The 18,394-nt window shown below is 62.4% G+C and carries 12 protein-coding genes and 1 pseudogene; 8 read left to right on the top strand and 5 right to left on the bottom strand.

Going from position 1 to position 18,394, the window contains the following annotated elements; translation table 11 throughout:
• Positions 1-45 precede the first annotated feature (45 nt).
• From ASC85_RS01745 to ASC85_RS01755, 3 genes are read left to right on the top strand one after another with little or no spacing between them, the layout of a single operon-like run.
• Positions 46-1,428: an MFS transporter gene (locus ASC85_RS01745; protein ID WP_057447995.1), complete on the top strand. Its 1,383-nt coding sequence runs from the start codon at positions 46-48 to the stop codon at positions 1,426-1,428.
• Positions 1,425-2,165 (top strand): SDR family oxidoreductase, encoded by a 741-nt coding sequence (locus ASC85_RS01750; protein WP_057447996.1) that lies wholly within the window; start codon positions 1,425-1,427, stop codon positions 2,163-2,165. Before ASC85_RS01745 ends, ASC85_RS01750 begins: the two co-directional genes overlap by 4 nt.
• Positions 2,166-2,196: 31 nt before the next feature.
• Positions 2,197-3,045: an ureidoglycolate lyase gene (locus ASC85_RS01755; RefSeq protein ID WP_057447997.1), complete on the top strand. Its 849-nt coding sequence runs from the start codon at positions 2,197-2,199 to the stop codon at positions 3,043-3,045.
• Between the two features lie 135 nt (positions 3,046-3,180).
• Here the strand turns inward: ASC85_RS01755 and ASC85_RS01760 are convergent, their stop codons facing one another.
• The 4 genes and pseudogenes from ASC85_RS01760 to ASC85_RS33675 all read right to left on the bottom strand — a co-directional run.
• Positions 3,181-6,276: an efflux RND transporter permease subunit gene (locus ASC85_RS01760; RefSeq protein ID WP_057447998.1), complete on the bottom strand. Its 3,096-nt coding sequence runs from the start codon at positions 6,274-6,276 to the stop codon at positions 3,181-3,183.
• A gap of 3 nt (positions 6,277-6,279) precedes the next feature.
• A complete protein-coding gene (locus ASC85_RS01765; protein ID WP_057447999.1) occupies positions 6,280-7,449 on the bottom strand; it encodes an efflux RND transporter periplasmic adaptor subunit in 1,170 nt (389 codons plus the stop codon).
• Positions 7,450-7,544: 95 nt separating this feature from the next.
• On the bottom strand, positions 7,545-8,300 hold the full coding sequence (locus ASC85_RS33670) for a methyl-accepting chemotaxis protein (RefSeq protein WP_442966192.1): 756 nt from the start codon (positions 8,298-8,300) through the stop codon (positions 7,545-7,547).
• A 102-nt stretch (positions 8,301-8,402) separates the two neighbouring features.
• Positions 8,403-9,596 (bottom strand): annotated as a pseudogene (locus ASC85_RS33675) (PDC sensor domain-containing protein); the annotation flags it as partial.
• A 311-nt stretch (positions 9,597-9,907) separates the two neighbouring features.
• Here ASC85_RS33675 and ASC85_RS01775 point away from each other — a divergent pair.
• The 4 genes from ASC85_RS01775 (at position 9,908) to ASC85_RS01790 (ending at position 15,631) form a co-directional block, all read left to right on the top strand.
• The gene (locus ASC85_RS01775; protein WP_057448001.1) at positions 9,908-11,356 is read left to right on the top strand and encodes an APC family permease; all 1,449 of its coding nucleotides are present in this window, start codon (positions 9,908-9,910) and stop codon (positions 11,354-11,356) included.
• A gap of 84 nt (positions 11,357-11,440) precedes the next feature.
• The gene (locus ASC85_RS01780; RefSeq protein WP_046063952.1) at positions 11,441-12,862 is read left to right on the top strand and encodes an aldehyde dehydrogenase family protein; all 1,422 of its coding nucleotides are present in this window, start codon (positions 11,441-11,443) and stop codon (positions 12,860-12,862) included.
• 11 nt (positions 12,863-12,873) lie between these two features.
• Positions 12,874-14,223, top strand: a complete 1,350-nt coding sequence (locus tag ASC85_RS01785) for an aminotransferase class III-fold pyridoxal phosphate-dependent enzyme (RefSeq protein ID WP_057448002.1) — start codon at positions 12,874-12,876, stop codon at positions 14,221-14,223.
• Between the two features lie 82 nt (positions 14,224-14,305).
• Positions 14,306-15,631: a hypothetical protein gene (locus ASC85_RS01790; protein ID WP_057448003.1), complete on the top strand. Its 1,326-nt coding sequence runs from the start codon at positions 14,306-14,308 to the stop codon at positions 15,629-15,631.
• A gap of 186 nt (positions 15,632-15,817) precedes the next feature.
• Here ASC85_RS01790 and ASC85_RS01795 read toward each other — a convergent pair whose 3' ends face one another.
• Complete coding sequence (locus tag ASC85_RS01795) at positions 15,818-16,570, bottom strand: IclR family transcriptional regulator (protein ID WP_003200792.1); 753 nt, start codon at positions 16,568-16,570, stop codon at positions 15,818-15,820.
• A gap of 275 nt (positions 16,571-16,845) precedes the next feature.
• On the opposite strand from ASC85_RS01795, the gene ASC85_RS01800 reads away from it, so the two are divergent.
• Positions 16,846-18,387 carry an acetolactate synthase large subunit gene (locus ASC85_RS01800; RefSeq protein ID WP_057448004.1) on the top strand — a complete coding sequence of 514 codons (1,542 nt, stop codon included), beginning with the start codon at positions 16,846-16,848 and terminating at the stop codon, positions 18,385-18,387.
• Positions 18,388-18,394: the final 7 nt, after the last annotated feature.

The following is an 18,394-nucleotide window of genomic DNA, read 5'->3' on the forward strand; positions in this document are numbered from 1 at the left end:
TCGCTCATTCGACGTGACCCAATAAAAACAATCAGGGGTTACCTCATGCAAACCATCTCCGAGCAGTTGCCCGCCCAGGCTCCCGCCTGCGAGCTCGATTTTGAAGACCGGACCTACCGCAAGGTCATCTGGCGCATCCTTCCGGTCTTGCTGTTGTGCTACATGGCGGCGTACCTCGATCGAGTGAACATCGGGTTCGCCAAGCTCGACATGCTCAACGAGCTGCAGTTCAGCAACACCGTATATGCCTTGGGCGCCAGTATGTTTTTCTGGGGCTATTTCCTCTTCGAAGTCCCCAGCAACCTGTTGCTGCATCGCTTTGGCGCACGGTTCTGGATCGCTCGGATCATGCTCAGTTGGGCGGTGATTTCCATGGCCGTGGCCTACACCGTGCCGCTGGCGGCTTTCTTTCACATCGAATCGAGCACGATGTTCTATGTGCTGCGTTTCCTGTTGGGCATTTGCGAAGCCGGCTTCTTCCCTGGCGTGATCCTCTACCTCAACTACTGGTTCCCGACCCATCGGCAGAGCCGAGTGATGTCCGGGTTCCTGCTGGCGTTGCCGGTTAGCCTGACCCTGGGCGGGATACTCTCCGGTTGGCTGATGAACAGCATGCAAGGGGTGCATGGCCTGTCGGGCTGGCAATGGATGCTGCTCATCGAAGGCATCCCTTCGATCATCATGGCGTTCGTGGTGATCGTCTGCCTGGCCGACAACATCGACAAAGCCAAATGGCTGTCGGTCGCGGAAAAAAACCTGCTCAAGGCCAATCTGCAAACCGACAACCAGGGCAAGGCCACGCGCTTGAGCGAGGTGTTCTTCAACCCTCGGGTGTGGTTGCTGGTATTGATCCTGCTGACCTTCAACACCGGTTTCTATGGCCTGGCTTTCTGGATGCCGTCGATCATCAAGAGCACCGGCATCACCAACAGCTTGCACATCGGTTTGCTGACCGCCATTCCTTACTCGGTGGCAGTGGTGGCGATGCTGCTCAACGCCCGGCACTCCAACCGCACCGGTGAGCGGCGCCTGCACGCGGCAATCCCGGCGTTCATTGGCGGCGCCGGCCTGATCCTCAGTGCGTTCTTTGCGGATAACCTGGTGCTGTCAGTCTTGTTCCTCAGTGTCTCCGCCTCGGGGATCCTCAGCCTGATGCCGATCTTTTGGACCCTGCCGGGCACCGTGCTGTCGGGCGTCGCCGCTGCAGCCGGCATTGGCATGATCAACGCCATCGGCAACCTGTCGGGCTTCACCGGTTCGATGATCACCGCCGTGGCCGAGACCCTCACGGGCAACATCAACAACGGCACCTATGTACTGGCCTTGTGTCTTTTGGTCAGCGGTGGACTGATCCTGGCCATTCCCGCCTCGATGCTCGGCAGGACACCCAAGCACGCCACCACGGCAGCGCAACTGGAGACCGCATGAACCTACAAAACAAGCGCGTACTGGTGACGGCAGCGGGGCAGGGCATTGGCTTGGCCAGCGCCATAGCCTTCGCCCGGGCCGGGGCCGAGGTGTTCGCCACTGACATCGATATCCAGGCACTGGCGGGGATCGAAGGGATCACCGCCATGACCCTGGACGTCACGTCGCCCGCTGCCATCAGCGCCGCCTGCGACCGCATCGGTGGGCTTGATGTGCTGTTCAACTGCGCAGGCTTTGTGCACAGCGGCAACATTCTCGACTGCGACGAAGCCGCCTGGACACGCTCGATGGACCTCAATGTCACGGCCATGTACCGGATGATCCATGCGTTCCTGCCGGGCATGCTGGCCCGTGGCGGCGGTTCGATCATCAACATGTCGTCGGTGGCCTCCAGCGTCAAGGGCGTGCCCAATCGCTTCGCCTATGCCACCAGCAAAGCCGCGGTAGTGGGCCTGACCAAGGCCGTCGCCATCGACTTCGTCAGCCAGGGCATCCGCTGCAACGCGATCTGCCCGGGCACCGTGGATTCCCCCTCGTTGCGCCAGCGCATTGCTGACCAGGCCGCGCAGCAGGGCGTCGATGAGGCGCAGGTCTACCGGCAATTTCTCGACCGCCAGCCCATGGGCCGCATCGGCCATACTGAAGAGATCGCGCAGTTGGCGTTGTACCTGGGCAGTGATGCGTCCGCCTACACCACGGGTGCCATCCACATCATCGACGGTGGCATGAGCATCTGAACCCCGGTCTTCACTTGAGCAGGAGCACGACATGAAACTATTGCGCTACGGCGAAAAAGGTTCGGAAAAACCCGGGCTGTTGGATGCCGACAATCAGATCCGCGACCTCTCGGCCCATGTGCCGGACATCGCCGGGCAGGTCCTCGGCCCGGACAGCCTGGCAGCGCTCGCCGCCCTCGACCCGCGCAGCCTGCCGATCGTGGCCGGCCAGCCACGGATCGGTGCCTGCGTCGGGCAGGTCGGCAAATTCATCTGCATCGGCCTGAACTACGCCGACCATGCGGCCGAGTCGAACATGGAGGTGCCAAAAGAGCCGATCATCTTCAACAAGTGGACCAGTGCCATCTGCGGGCCGAACGACGACATCCAGATCCCGCGCGGCTCGCTCAAGACCGATTGGGAAGTCGAGCTGGGCGTGGTCATCGGGAAAGGCGGGCGCTACATCGACGAAGCGAACGCCATGGAGCATGTCGCCGGCTACTGCGTCATCAACGATGTGTCCGAGCGCGAGTGGCAACTGGAGCGCGGTGGCACCTGGGACAAGGGCAAGGGCTTCGACACCTTCGGCCCCCTCGGGCCGTGGCTGGTGACCCGGGACGAAGTTGCCGACCCACATACGCTGGACCTGTGGCTGGAGGTCGACGGACACCGCTATCAGAACGGCAATACCCGAACGCTGATCTTCAGCGTGCCGCAACTGATTGCCTACCTGAGCCGCTGCATGAGCCTGCAACCGGGGGATGTGATCTCTACCGGCACGCCGCCTGGCGTCGGCTTGGGCATCAAGCCCAACCCGGTGTTCCTGCGGCCGGGCCAGACCCTGCGCCTGGGAATCCAGGGCTTGGGCGAACAGCGCCAGGTCACGGTGCAGGCGGACTGAGAGCAGGGCTCACTTCCGTCATCGCGAGCAAGCTCGCTCCCACAGTTTTGATCTGTGATTGCCAGCGGTTTTTCTGGCACGGCACGACCCCTGTGGGAGCGAGCCTGCTCGCGATAGCGATGGTCTGGCCTAGCCTCACTTGGGATCAACACGCCTGACACGCTTCATCACCACCACAAAAAACACCGGCACAAACACCACCGCCAGCGTCGCGGTGATCATCCCGCCGATTACTCCGGTACCGATGGCCTGCTGGCTTGCCGAACTGGCGCCCGTGGCAATCGCCAGCGGTACCACCCCAAGGATGAAGGCCAGCGAGGTCATGATGATCGGCCGCAGGCGCAGGCGTGCCGCCTGGAGCGTGGCGTCGATCAGGTCGTGGCCTTCGTCGTACAGGCTCTTGGCGAACTCGATGATCAGGATCGCGTTCTTCGCCGACAGGCCGATGATGGTGATCAGCCCGATCTTAAAGAACACATCGTTAGGCATGCCGCGCAACGACACAGCCAAGACCGCGCCGAGCACACCCAGCGGCACCACCAGCAACACCGAGGTCGGGATCGACCAACTCTCGTACAGCGCCGCCAGGCACAGGAACACCACCAGCAGCGACAGGCCCAACAGGATGGGCGCCTGGCTGCCGGACAAGCGTTCCTGCAACGACAACCCCGTCCATTCCTGGCCCAGGCCCGTCGGCCCCAGGGCCACCAACCTTTCGATTTCAGCCATGGCTTGCCCGGTGCTGTAGCCCGGTGCCGGTTCACCGGAAATGCTCACCGCCGGATAACCGTTATAGCGGGTCAATTGCGCCGGCCCCTGGGTCCAGCGGGCCTGGACGAAGGCTGACAACGGGACCATTTTTCCGCTGTTGTTGCGCACATGAATCTTCAGCAAGTCTTCGACCTGGCTGCGCTGGTCGCCCTCGGCCTGGACCACCACCCGTTGCATGCGCCCCTGGTTGGGGAAGTCGTTGATGTAGGTCGACCCCACCGCCGTGGACAACACACTGCCGACGTCGGCAAAGGAAATGCCCAGGGCATTGGCCTGTTTGCGGTCGACCTCCAATTGCACCTGCGGCGCCTCCGCCAGGGCGCTTTCACGCACATTCATCAGCATCGGGCTTTTGTCGGCGGCAGCGAGCAATTCGCTGCGGGCCTGCATCAAGGTGGCATGGCCGAGGCCACCACGGTCCTGCAAACGGAACTCGAAACCGCTGGACGTGCCCAGGCCGTCCACCGGCGGCGGTAGCACCGAGAATGCCATGGCGTCCTTGATCTGGCTCAGCGCCAGGTTGGCGCGGTCGGCGATGGACGCCGCCGAATCATCGGCGCCGCGTTGCGACCAGTCCTTGAGGGTGGTGAAGGCCAGGGCCGCGTTCTGGCCGCTGCCGGAAAAGCTGAAACCGAGAATGATCGTGCTGTCACCGACCCCCGGTTCACCGGCGTTGTGGGCTTCGATCTGCTCCACCGCCTGCACCGTCCGGTTTTTGCTGGCGCCCGGTGGCAGCTGGATATCGGTGATGGTATAGCCCTGGTCTTCCACCGGCAGGAACGAGGAGGGCAGGCGACTGAACAGCAGGCCCATGCCCACCAGCAACACGCCGTAGATCAGCAGATAACGGCCGCTGCGTTTTACCGCATAGGCCACCCAACCTTGATAGCGCTCGCCGAATCGGTCGAACCCACGGTTGAACATGCCGAAGAAACCGGTCTTGGCGTGGTGATCACCTTTGGCGACCGGTTTGAGCAAGGTCGCGCAAAGCGCCGGGGTCAAGGTCAGGGCGAGAAACGCCGAGAACAGGATCGAGGTCGCCATCGACAGCGAGAACTGCTGGTAGATCACCCCCACCGAGCCCTGCATGAACGCCATCGGAATGAACACTGCCACCAGCACCAGGGTGATGCCGATGATCGCCCCGGTGATCTGCCCCATGGCCTTGCGCGTGGCCTCTTTGGGCGACAAGCCTTCCTGGGCCATGATCCGCTCGACGTTCTCCACCACCACGATGGCATCGTCCACCAGGATGCCGATGGCCAGCACCATGCCGAACATCGTCAGCACGTTGATCGAGAACCCCAGCGCGAGCATCGTCGCGAAGGTGCCCATCAGCGCCACCGGCACTACCAGTGTCGGGATCAGGGTGTAGCGGATGTTCTGCAGGAACAGGAACATCACCGCGAACACCAGCAACATCGCCTCGCCGAGGGTGTAGATCACCTTGGTGATCGAGACCTTGACGAACGGCGACGTGTCATAGGGAATCTTGTACTCCACGCCGGCCGGGAAGTAGCGCGACAGCTCGTCCATCTTGTTGCGCACCAGGGTCGCGGTGTTCAAGGCATTGGCGCCCGGCGACAGTTGCACCGCCACGGCAGTGGACGGCTTGCCGTTCAGACGCGTGGAAAACTGGTATTCCTGGCTGCCGATTTCCACCCGCGCCACGTCGGCGATGCGCACCGTCGAGCCATCGGGGTTGGCCTTGAGCACAATGTCGGCGAACTCCTGCGGCGTATTGAGCTGGCCTTTGACGACGATGGTCGCGGTGATTTCCTGGGTGCTGCGGCTCGGCAAATCGCCCAGGCTGCCGGCCGACACCTGGGCGTTCTGCGCCACGATGGCGGCATTGACGTCGGCCGGGGTCAGGTTGAAACCGACGAGTTTCTGCGGGTCGATCCAGATCCGCATGGCCCGCTCGGCCCCGTACAACTGGGCCTTGCCGACACCGTCCAGGCGCTTGATCTCGTTCATCACGTTGCGCGCCAGGTAGTCGCTGAGGGCCACGTCGTCGAGCTTGCCGTCGCTGGAGGTGAGGGTGATCAGCAACAGGAAGCCGGCGGAGACTTTGTCCACTTGCAGGCCTTGCTGGGTCACCGCTTGCGGCAGTCGCGACTCGACGGCCTTGAGGCGGTTCTGCACGTCGACCTGGGCCAGTTCCGGGTTGGTGCCGGGTTGGAAGGTCGCGGTGATGGTGGCGCTGCCCAGGCTGCTTTGGGATTCGAAATACAGCAGGTTGTCGGTGCCGTTCAGCTCTTCCTCGATCAGGCTGACCACGCTTTCGTCCACGGTTTGCGCCGAAGCACCCGGGTAGACGGTGTAGATCTCGATTTGTGGCGGGGCCACGACCGGGTATTGCGCTACCGGCAGTTGCGGAATGGCCAGGATACCGGCCAACAGGATGAACAACGCAACGACCCAGGCGAACACCGGGCGGTCGATGAAGAATTGCGGCATGGCTTAGTGTCCTGCCTGTGGCCCGGGAACCTGGGCGAGGGGAAGTGGGGTGTTATCGACCTGGACGTGCTCGCCGGGACGGGCGTGTTGCAGGCCTTCGATGACGATGCGGTCGCCGGGCTTCAAACCTTGCGTGACGACCCAGCGATCGTTTTGCGCGACGCCCAGTTGCACCGGTTGCTGGCTGACCTTCTGCTCGGCGTCCAGCAGCAACACCTGGGCGACTCCGGCGCTGTCTCGCAGGATCGCCCGTTGCGGCACGGTGATGCCCTGGCTATTGACCGCCTGTTCCAGGCGCACGCGAATGAAGCTGCCAGGCAGCAAGTCCAGGTCGGGGTTGGGAAATTCGCTGCGCAGGGTGATCTGGCCGGTGCTCGGGTCGACGCTGAGGTCGGTGAACAGCAATTTGCCGGGCAGCGGATAGGGGCTGCCATCGTCCTGAATCAACGTGGCCTTGGCCTGGCCCTGGCCGACCGCTTGCAAAAGCCCTGAACGAAAGGCGCGGCGCAGGTCGTTGAGTTCGCGGGTCGACTGCGTGAGGTCGGCGTGGATCGGGTCCAGTTGCTGGATCAACGCCAACGGCGTGCTTTCGTTCTGCCCGACCAGGGCGCCTTCCGTCACCAGGGCGCGACCGATCCGTCCGGAAATCGGCGCGGTCACCGTGGCGTACCCCAGGTTCAGTTTTGCCCGCTCCACCGCGGCCTTGCTGGCAGCGACGTCAGCGGCGGTCTGGCGCACGCTGGCCCGGGCGTTGTCGTAATCCTGGCCACTGATCGCCTTGTCATCGATCAACTGGGCGTAACGTTGTGCCTGCAAGCGGGCCTGGAACGCATTCGCCTCGGCCTTGCGCAATGCCGCCTCGGCACTGTCCAGGTCGGCCTTGAATGGTGCCGGATCGATGCGAAACAGCACCTCGCCCTGTTTGACGTCGCGGCCTTCACGAAACACCTGCTGCAAGACCACGCCGGCCACCCGCGCCCGGACTTCGGCGACCCGCGGCGCGGCGATCCGGCCACTCAGCTCGTTGCTGATCGACAGTGGCCGGGCCTGGACGGTTTCGACGCGCACGCTTGCCAGCGGAGCGGATGCCTCCGGGGTCGAGGCGCTATCACAGCCACTGAGCAGCAGTGCCCCGACCAACAGGCCCAGTGTGACGAAAGGAATCTTGGACATGGTGCTTCCCCAATATTGAGCCGCCCATGGTAGGGGGCGAGGCCAACGACAGGGGTGAAGCTTTGTAGGGGGGATGTGAAATTGTGTAATGGCCCCTAAATCCGAAAGTGACCTACCAGTTGCTGTTGATGATTGGCCATCGCACGCAACGAGTGGCTCGCCTGCGAGGCTTCTTCCATGCGGCTGGTCAAGGTTTCACTGATCCCGCGAATGTCACTGACGCGATGGCTGATGTCCTCGACCACAGCGCTTTGCTCCAGGGCAGCGCTGGCGATCTGCTGGTTCATGTGCTCGATCACTTCCACGGCGTCGCTGATGTGTTGCAGTGCCGCCTGGGTCTTTTCGACTTGAACGACGCTGTCCCTGGCCTGCTCGCGGCTCAATTGGGTGCTGTGCACGACCTCCTGGCTCAACTGTTGTAACGCTTCGATCACCGTTCGTATCTGCTCGACCGAGTTCTGGGTGTTGCTGGCCAAATGGCGAACTTCGTCAGCCACCACCGCGAAGCCGCGCCCCTGTTCACCCGCCCTGGCGGCTTCGATGGCGGCATTCAAGGCCAGCAGGTTGGTCTGCTGGGCAATGGCGCAGATCACGTCCAGCACCTGGCCGATGTGTTGACTGTTGCCGGCCAGCGCCTGCACTTGCTCAAGCGTGGTCTCCAGGCGCCGGTCCAGGCTGTCGATGCTGGTGACCGCGTTGGCGAACAATTCACGCCCCGATCGGCTGGCGTTCTCGGCAACGGTGGCGGCATCGGCCGCCTGGTGGGAGTGGCGGGCCACTTCCTGGGCGTTGGTGCTCATCTCATGCAGGGCGGTCGCGGCCAGCTCGACCTCCCGGTACTGCGTGTGCATGCCTGCGCTGACTTCCCGGGCCACCTGCGCCGACGTATCGGCGGTGTCGCGGGTGTCCAGGGACGCTTGCTGGATATCGCGGATGATGGGCTGCAATTTGTCGAGAAAGCGATTGAATCCCTTCGCCAGTTGGCCCAATTCATCGTGGCGGTCGTTGGGCAGGCGCTGGGTGAGATCGCCGTCGCCCTCGACAATGGCGTCGAGCATGTGCGCCACCCTGAGCAAGGGGCGTGTGACGCCGTAGGCCGTCAGCCAGATAAGCAATAAGCCCAGGCAACTGGCGAGCAAGCCCAGGCTGAGGTTGAACCAATTGGACTGGCGACGCTTGTCGTCCAACTGGGCCTGCATTTGCAGGGCCGGCGCTTGCACAAGCGACTCAGGCACGCGTATCTGCAATTGCCAGGGGGTATTGTCGGGGACGGTTTGCACGGCTTGCTGAACGTCGATGGAGATGCCGTCAACCGTGCCGCTATGGCCGGCAACTTGCCCTGACGGGGAAAGAATGTTGATCTCGCTGTGGCCGGGGTACAGGTCGTTGGCAAGGCTGGCGGCCAGTTGCTGGAGGGTATCGAGGCTGATGTCCATGCCCACCACGCCGATGACTTTGCCCTGGTCCAGCAACGGTATGGAGATACTGCTCATCAACGTCTTCTGGCCTTCGACCTCGATCGCGTAGGGCTCTGTCACGCAGGTGCGCCCCTGGGTCTGCGGGCAGACGTACCAGGCGTTGGCCGGCTCGCTGCCCGGAGGAGCGGTGTTGGCGCTGATCTGGGCTTCGCTGAGCACCTCTTGCACCAAATGGCCGGGTTGGCTTTGCGACCAGTACAGGGCAAAGCGACCTTTTTCATTGCCGGCCAGATCGCGTTGGCCAGTGAAACCGACGTCTTCACCGACCAGCGCGTCGGGAAGCAGTACCACGTAGAAGCCGAGGACTTTTTCGCGGTTTTGAAGGGCTTGGCGGGTCGCGGCGATCAGGTCCCGGCGCAGTTGCCCAGGCGTCAGTCGCCCGCTCCACGCTTGGGCGCGCAGTTGCAAGACCTGCTGGGCAAAACCTTCCCCATAGATTGCCGTTTCGCTGAAAAAACGTTCCACCCGCTGACCATGGGCCAGGCCCTGTGCCTGCAAACCTTCCAGGGCCGAGCGCCCCAGCAGTTGACTGCTTTGCTGCTTGAGCAACGTGGCGCCTTGCTGGTTCTGATACAGGGAAGCGCCGGTCAATGCCCCGACGACGGCGAGCAAGCACAGGCCACTCAAGAGCGTGATCCGCCATTGGATAGAGAGACGAGCGAAGAACATGCTGAAGTTTCCTGCGCTTAGGGATTTTTATTGTTTTGGGCCCAGCACTGTTTGAAGGACGGGTAAGGCTATCTTGCGGGAGGAAACGCCTGCCGGTTATCCCGAATCGGCAGCCGCTGCGCGCTGCATGCAGGAGTGTTGACCTGTTTTGGGGCGCCGCTTTGGATGCTGCCGTTTTGGGATAGCGAAGGGTTTTGGCAAGGGCCTAGGATCGAATCCAGCGTGCAAGCAGAACAATAAGCTTTTGGATGTCGGCGAAGCTGGCGTCTGCGATCCAGCAACAACTGCCTCATACAATAAGGTCAAGAACAATGAGTGTATCTTTCCCGATCAGCAGCTCGACGGAGTTGAAGCGCGGCGCCTTGGGTGTCGGTTTCATCATCTTCTTTGTGATTTCGGCGGCGAGTCCCTTGAGTGTCATCGCCGGCGGTTTCCCCATTGGCATCATGCTGGGCAACGGCGCTGGCACGCCGGCATTGCTGCTCCTGGCCTTGCTGGTGTTACTGGCGTTCTCGGCGGGCTACACCGCCATGTCCCGCCACATGACCAACGCCGGTGGGTTCTATGCCTTCACCTCCCGCGGCCTGGGTGGCCTGGCCGGTGGGGCGGCGGGGGTGCTGGCGATGTTTGCCTACAACATTCTCCAGGTTGGCCTCTACGGCATGTTCGGCGGCGTGGTCAGTGGCACGATGGCCAGCGTCTTTGGCCTGGACTTGCCTTGGTGGACCTATTCGCTCCTGGCAATGGCGAGCATCGCGATTCTTGGTTATCGCAAGATTGACCTGTCGGCCCGGGTGCTGTCGGTGGTGGTCATTGCCGAGTACCTGGCGATCCTGACGCTGGATTTCGCCATTCTCAAAACCGGTGGCGACAGTGGCATCAATCTCGATTCGTTCGATCGCAGCCATGTGTTCAGCGGCACACCGTCCATCGGCTTGCTGTTCTGCTTCGCGGCGTTCATCGGCTTCGAGGCCACCACCATCTACGGCGAGGAGGCGAGGAATCCGCATCGCACGATTCCCATCGCCACCTACAGCTCGGTGCTGTTGATCGGTGGTTTCTATGCCCTGTCGGTCTGGGCGATGGTGATTGGCGTCGGGGCGGACAAGATCGTACCGACCTTGCAGGCGCTCCAGGATCCCACCACGTTCATCTACGGCATGTCCGATCATTTTGTCGGCACGCATCTGACCCAGATCATCCGCGTGCTGTTCATGGTCAGCATCTACGCCGGGCTGCTGGCGTTCCACAATGCCGCGGCGCGTTATTTCTATGCCATCGGCCGTGACGGTTTGCTGCACAGCCGGTTGGGCACCACCCATCGGGTGCACCAGAGTCCGCACATGGGCTCGGTCCTGCAAAGCCTGATCGCGGCGGTGGTGGTGCTGATCTTCGCCGCGCTGGACGCCGATCCGATCCTTCAGCTGTTCGCCTGGTTTTCCAACCTGGCCACGTTGTGCGTGATCCTGCTCATGGCGCTGACCTCAGCGGCGGTGTTTGTCTATTTCCGCGCTCACCCGGAGCTGAAGCTGGGGCTCTGGCGCGGTCGGATTCTGCCGGTCTTTTCGTGCCTGGCATTGTTGGTGGTCCTGGCCCTTGCGGTGATTCATTTCGACGTGCTGACCGGCGCCAGCCAGCTCCTGTCCTATGGCCTATGCGCTGTGATTCCCGCCGCGCTGATCGTCGGCGTGTTCCTCGCCGCTCGATTGCGCAAGGTATCGCCCGAGCGGTTCATGGCGCTGGGAAGCCACAAGCTCTAAGGCGTCAGGCACAACGTCAATCCACCCAGAAAACAAGTCCGCTGTCGTTCGGGACGGTTCGTCAGCGCGTGAAAGGAAGGTTCTATGCACGATTATCAAATGCTCATCAATGGGGCTCGGGTCGACGGTGAAAACGGGCACTTTGATGTGCTCAATCCGGCGACCGGTACGGTGTTCGCTCGATGCGCGGCCGGTTCCCTGGCCCAGCTGGACCTTGCCGTCGAAGCGGCGCAGTCGGCCTTTGTCGAGTGGCGACACAGCACCCATGAAGATCGCCGCCAGCGCCTGCTGAGCATCGCTACCGATCTCGAGCAGGAAGCCGAGGCGTTGGCCCGGCTCATTGTCCTGGAACAGGGCAAGCCACTGGAATTGGCGTTCTCCGAAGTGATGGGCGCGGTGGCCTGGACGCGCTATGCCGCCGAGCAGCAGATTCCCGTGGAGTTGGTGGAAGAAACCCCGACCCAGCGTATCGAACTGCACCGCAAGCCGTTGGGCGTGGTCGCGTCGATCACGCCTTGGAATTGGCCGTTCATGATCGCTGTCTGGCACATCATGCCGGCATTGCGGGCCGGTAACTGCGTGATCAGCAAACCGTCAAGCCTGACCCCCTTGAGCACCCTGCGCCTGGTGGAAGTCATCGCTCGCCACGTGCCTCGGGGCGTGATCAACAGTGTGACCGGTGAGCAAGGGTTCGGCAGTGCGATCACCTCCCACTCAGGTATCCAGAAGATTGTCTTCACCGGCTCCACCGCCACCGGCCAAAGCGTAATGCGCGGCGCCGCCGGTAACCTCAAGCGCCTGACCCTGGAACTGGGCGGCAACGATGCCGCCATCGTGCTGCCAGGCACCTCGGTCGAGGCGGTCGCCGAAGATATTTTCCAGGCTGCATTCCTGAACATGGGGCAGACCTGCGCCGCCCTCAAGCGTTTGTACATCCACCAATCCCAGTACGAGGCCTTTGCCGAGGCCCTGACCCTGATCGCCCGGCGTCAGGTGGTGGGTGACGGCCTGGCGCCCGGGGTCACGTTTGGCCCGGTGCAGAACCTTGAACAGCTGGCACTGGTAGAGGAGCTGGTGGCGGATGCCCGTGCCCAGGGGGCGCGTGTGTTGTGTGGCGGTGCTCGCCTGGACCGCCCCGGCTTCTTCTATCCGCCGACGCTGGTCGCCGATGTGACCGATGGGCAGCGCCTGGTGGATGAGGAACAGTTCGGCCCGGTGTTGCCGCTGATTGCCTACCAGGATGTCGAGGATGTCCTGCGTCGCGCCAATGCTGGCGACATGGGCCTGGGTGGATCGGTCTGGGGACGCGACAGCGAGCAGGCACAGGCCCTGGCCAGTCGCCTGGAATGTGGCATGGCCTGGGTCAACTGCCATGCGCAGATCCAGCCGAATACGCCGTTTGGCGGCAGCAAGATGTCCGGGTTCGGCGTCGAGTTCGGCCTTGAAGGGTTGCTGGAGTTCACCGGCCAGCAACTGCTGTACGTACGCAAGCGTGAAACAGAGTGAGGAGTGCAACCATGTACGAGCAATACAAGACAGCACCAAAAAAATTCTGGCACCCGATGAGTTCTTCGGCGCCGGCGAACCGGTCCAAGACGTTGATCATCGCCCGTGGCGACGGTAACTACATCACCGATATCGAAGGCCATCGCATGCTCGATGGTGTCGGCGGCTTGTGGAACGTGAACGTGGGCCATAACCGGGCTTCAGTGAAGGCGGCCATTGCCGCGCAGCTGGACGAACTGGCTTATTACCAGACCTTCGACGGCATCGCCCATCCGCGGGTGTTCGACCTGGCCGAGCGGCTGACGTCGATGTTCGCCCAGGAAAACATGACCCGGGTGTTGTTCAGCTCAGGCGGTTCCGATGCGGTCGAGACGGCCCTGAAAATGGCCCGCCAATACTGGATCGCCAGCGGCGAACCAGGGCGCACGCGCTTTCTGTCATTACGCAATAGTTACCATGGCGTGCACGTGGGCGGCACCTCCGTGGGCGGCAACGGCGTGTATCACTACAACCACGGGCCGCTGCTGGCTGGTTGTCATCTGCTCGACACGCCGTGGCTGTACCGCAACCCCTGGGACTGCCGCGATCCGGAAGAACTGACCGCTCACTGCATTCGTCAGTTGGAAGACCAGATCGCGCTGCTCGGCCCGCAGACCATTGCCGCGCTGATCGCTGAACCGGTGCAAGGCGCCGGCGGCGTGATCGTGCCGCCGGCGTACTACTGGAAGAGGCTGCGCGAAGTTTGCGATCGCCACGGCATCCTGTTGATCGCCGATGAAGTGGTGACGGGCTTCGGCCGCACCGGCTGCATGCTCGGCAGTCGTGGCTGGGGTGTCGCCCCCGACGTGCTGTGCCTGGCCAAGGGCATCACCGCCGGTTACATCCCCATGGGCGCCACGGTCTTCAACCAGCGCATGGTCGATGCCATCGAGAACGGCCCGGGCTTCAGCAACGTCATCATGCACGGCTACACCTACAGCGGGCACCCGACCGCCTGTGCGGCGGCCCTGGCGGTGCTGGACATCGTCGAGGCCGAGGATTTGCCGGGCAACGCCGGGAAGGTCGGTGCCCAGTTGCTGGAGCAACTGCAACCGCTGACCGAACGTTATGCCGTGGTGGGCGAAGTGCGCGGCAAGGGCTTGATGATCGCCGTGGACCTGGTGGCGGACAAGGCCACGCGCGAGCCGCTTGACCCTGCTACGGGCCTGGCCTCGCGCATTGCCGAGCAGGCGCGCCTGGCCGGCGTATTGATGCGCCCGATAGGCAACAAAATCGTGATGTCGCCGCCGCTGACCCTCACGTCCGACGAGGCCGCCATGATGGTCGGCGCATTGGACAGCGCGCTCGCTGACTGCCGTTAGCCCGGCCAGCCGGTGCCGCTTGCGGTGCCGGCTCCTGCATATAAAAACAGCCTATAAGGGCGCACCACAAGGAGCTCCAGCCATGCGAAATCTATCGCGTATGGGATTTTTCGGCAGTGGCCTTGCCTGTACGCTGGCGCTCTGCGCTGCGAGTCAGGTCCAGGCCTATGAGTTGTATGCCGATGACGACACTCACCTCAACGCCGACATGCTGGCCGTGTTCGGTCTTTTCAACAGTCGCAAGAATTACGACGGCCGGCCAGGTGGTTCAACCTGGCGCGAAGGCTTCATCAAGTATGGCGTCAGCGGCGACCAGGGCCTGGCCGGCCATGGCACCGCCTACGGGGCGTTCAGCCTGGTCAGTTCCGCCACCTGGGGCGATGGCGACGCGGCCGGCAATACACTGGGCAGCGAGCGCACGACGAAGATTGAAGACGCTTACCTGGGTTGGCGTTCCGCCGATCTGTTCCCCGTATTGGGACAGGACGGTGTCGATATCTCCGGCGGCCGCCAGGTGGTCAAGCTGGGCAGGGGCTTCCTGATCAACGATGACGGGCCGAACCTGGGCAAGGGGCCTGCCGATGGTCGCTTGAATCGCGGTGGAGCCTATTACCTGGCTGCCCGGCACGCGTTCGATCAAACCGCCGTATTACGTCTGGGCGGGCAGGATGGGCTGCATGGCAGTGTGGTGTGGATCAAGTCCGATAACCGCGCCCAGGCCGAAACCGAACTGGCCGCCGGTACGCTCGATTACACCGCCAAGGCGGGCACGTTGGGGCTGACCTGGATACATGGCCTCGACGTGAACGAGCAGTGGGCCAGCGATTTCCAGAAGCAACGCAAGGGCATGGACGTCTACAGCATCCGTGGTGAAGGCGACGCGGGCATCGAAAACGCCAGCCTGGCATTCGAATACGCCTGGCAGGACAAGGACGCCGGCCCGCAGAACGCCTGGTACGCCGAGGCCGGCTACACCTTTGCCGATCTGGCCTGGGCCCCGAAGCTGACGTACCGCTACAGCCGTTATTCCCAGAAGTGGGACTCGCTGTTCACCGGGCAGAGCACCGGCTATGGCACCTGGTTCCAGGGCGAAGTCGCGGGTAACTACGCAGGGCCCTTCAACAGCAACACGGCTATCCACCATGTCGGCCTGAAGGCCACGCCACTGGAAAACCTGACCCTCGGCGTGTTGTATTTCGATTTCAACACGGTACGCAAGGATAACGCCCTGAACCTGGATGCCCGGGAACTGGATCTGTATGCCGAGTGGGCCGTCAATGAGCATGTGATCATCACGCCGTTGATTGGCCTCTACAAGCCGGATCGGGATGCAACGACCGGGGGCAATCAAGTGGCGGGCAATGGCACCAACGTGTACAGCCAGGTGACGGTGGCCGTTCCGTTCTGAAGCTGGGGTTGCTCGGTAAACCCTGTGGCGAGGGAGCTTGCTCCCGCCGGGACCTGTAGGAGCTGCCGAAGGCTGCGATCTTTTGATCTTGATCTTTCGCTTGAGACTCAATGGGGGCGAAAAGATCGCAGCCTCGCTTCGCTCGACAGCTCCTACAGGGCGGCGGTAAGGGCGCACCTCCGGTTTCTAGCCGATGGCAGGCGGATTCTGCATTCTCTCGGCAATCCGCCGGGTGGTGTCCATCACCATTTCAATCACGGTTTCCTGGCGCAGCAGTTTGAAGCTGTCGGTGCTGCCGACGGCTGAAAGGCTGCCCACCACCTCGTCCAGCCCAGGGTTGATGATCGGTGCCGCGATACCGGTGAGTCCCAGGTTGAGTTCGTCGTGGGTCATGCAATAGCCGTCCTTGCGGATCTTTTTCGCCACTTTGGAGAAGCTTGCCCAGTCATAGCCGTTGTCGGGGTCGTTGGCCATGTGTTCTTCGAACAGGCGTTGCAGGCGCCGTCCCTTTTGGAAGGCGATCAGCACCTTGGATTGCGCACCGCGAAAAAACGGCAGCGGCTGGCCGCGACCGAATGCGAACTGGTAGGTGTCATTGGGTTCGGCGATGTAGGTGTTGATGATGTGGCCGTCATAGAAAACGCTGGCGAACACCGCCAGGCCAGTGGCTTCGGACAGCTGGTGCATCAACTCGCGGCCCGCCACGAGGATCGGGTCGTATTGGCGCATCATCCAGTCGAGCTCGATGATCCGTGGCCCCAGGCCGTAGCTGCCGGCATCCACCCTGACCAGCAGGCCCGCATCACACAAATCCTTGACGTAGCGGTACACGGTCGCCCGTGACAGGCCCATGCGCTCGGCGATGGTGTCGGGGTCGATCTTCAGCGTTGCCGGGTCGAACAGGTCCAGCACACTCAGCATTTTGCTCAGACTGCTCATTTCGCTCCTAAAGGGGGGAGTGGCGCGTAGGTGGTCGTTGGGTGAGCACTATAGGTAGGTGCGCCGATGATGAAAAGCCCGCTCGCTCGGCGTACAGGGCGTTGCCACGATACGTCAGTGCTTGAGAAAAACATACATATTGCAGGCTGTATTTACGTCATAATTTTGCATAAATCTCAAAATAAGAGTTTTTATGTATAAAAAGTGCTTGAGCGTAGGGTTTTTCTGTGTGATAAATCTCAGCCACTGCAAACGCTCGATCAAGAGGGCTGGAAATGAATGGTGCGCAACTGATAGTGAAAGCGGCGGTGGCGAGCGGTATCGAATACTGCTTCGCCAATCCCGGAACGACTGAAATTCCCCTGGTGGCAGCCATGGCCAGTGCGCCAGCCCTCAAGCCGGTGTTGTCCTTGTTCGAAGGGGTATGCACCGGTGCTGCGGATGGCTATGGCCGGATTGCCGGCAAGCCGGCGATGACCCTGACTCACCTGGGGCCAGGCTTTGCCAATGGCATTGCCAACCTGCACAACGCGCGTCGCGCCAACACCCCGATCGTCAACGTCATCGGCGATCACGCGTCATGGCACGTCAATTACGATCCGCCGCTGGCCAGTGATATCCAGGCGCTGGCCGGGAGTGTTTCCGGATGGGTGCGCACATCGCGCACCGCATCGGGTGTCGGCGAAGATTTCCAAGAGGCAGTGCGTGCCGCCTGGCAAGCCAAAGGACAGATCGCCAGCCTGATTCTGCCGATGGATCTGCAAGCCAACACGGTGCTGCACGAGAAAGCCTTCACGGCATTGCAGGCTCCGGTTCGCCGTTTTGCCGGCGACCGGATCGAGGCGGTCGCCCAGGCCCTGCGTGATGGCCAGCGCCTGGTGTTTATCGTTGGTGACCAAGGCTTGTCCGTCGCCGGACTTGAAGCGGCGGGGCGCCTGGCACAACTGCCAGGCGTGCGCCTGTTCGCCGAAACCTTTCCACGCCTGAGCTATCGCGGCGGTGGTTTGCCTGACCTGGATCGCCTGCCTTACTTCCCCGAAGTGGCCATTGAGATTCTTGACCAGTACGACGCGGTGGTGTGCGCCGGCGTGCCGGACCCGATCAGTTATTTCGGCTACGAAGGCATTGCTTCTCGCCTGGCCGAACGTGAACGCCTGCTCTGCCTGGCGGAAGTAGGGGACGATGTTGCCGGCGCACTCACTGCGCTTGCCGATGCGCTTGAAGCGCCGGCTTATGTGCCAACGCCAACCGGCATCGAGCTGCCGCCAAGCGAAGCTACGTTGACACCGCAGTCCGTGGGTCAGGTGCTGGCTGCGTCGCTGCCCGACGACTGTATCGTTTCGGTGGAAGGCGGGACGTGCGGCTATCCGTTCTTCACCGCTTCGGCCCATGCCGCACGGCATCGGGTCTTGACCAACACCGGTGGCGCCATCGGCCAGGGCATCCCGGTGGGTTTTGGCGCCGCCATGGCCGAGCGCGGCAATCGCGTGTTCTGCCTGCAATCGGACGGCAGTGCCCAGTACACCATCCAGACCTTGTGGAGCATCGCCCGCGAGCAACTGCCGGTGGTGATCCTGATCGCGGCCAACCATCGCTACGCCATTTTGCAGAACGAGCTGCGCCGCTTCGGCATGACCGAGCTGGGCCCCGAGGCCCTGAGCCTGACGGTGCTGGACCGTCCACGCATCGATTGGAAGGCCTTGGCCAAGGGCTACGGCTTGCCGGCCAGCACCGTGCACACCAATGGTGAGTTGCAGCGAGCCCTGGCCAACGCCAAGGCCGATGGCGGTCCTTGCCTGATTGAAATGGCCCTGTGAAGGAGCG

Source organism: Pseudomonas sp. Root401 (assembly GCF_001425105.1).
GTDB lineage: Bacteria > Pseudomonadota > Gammaproteobacteria > Pseudomonadales > Pseudomonadaceae > Aquipseudomonas > Aquipseudomonas brassicacearum.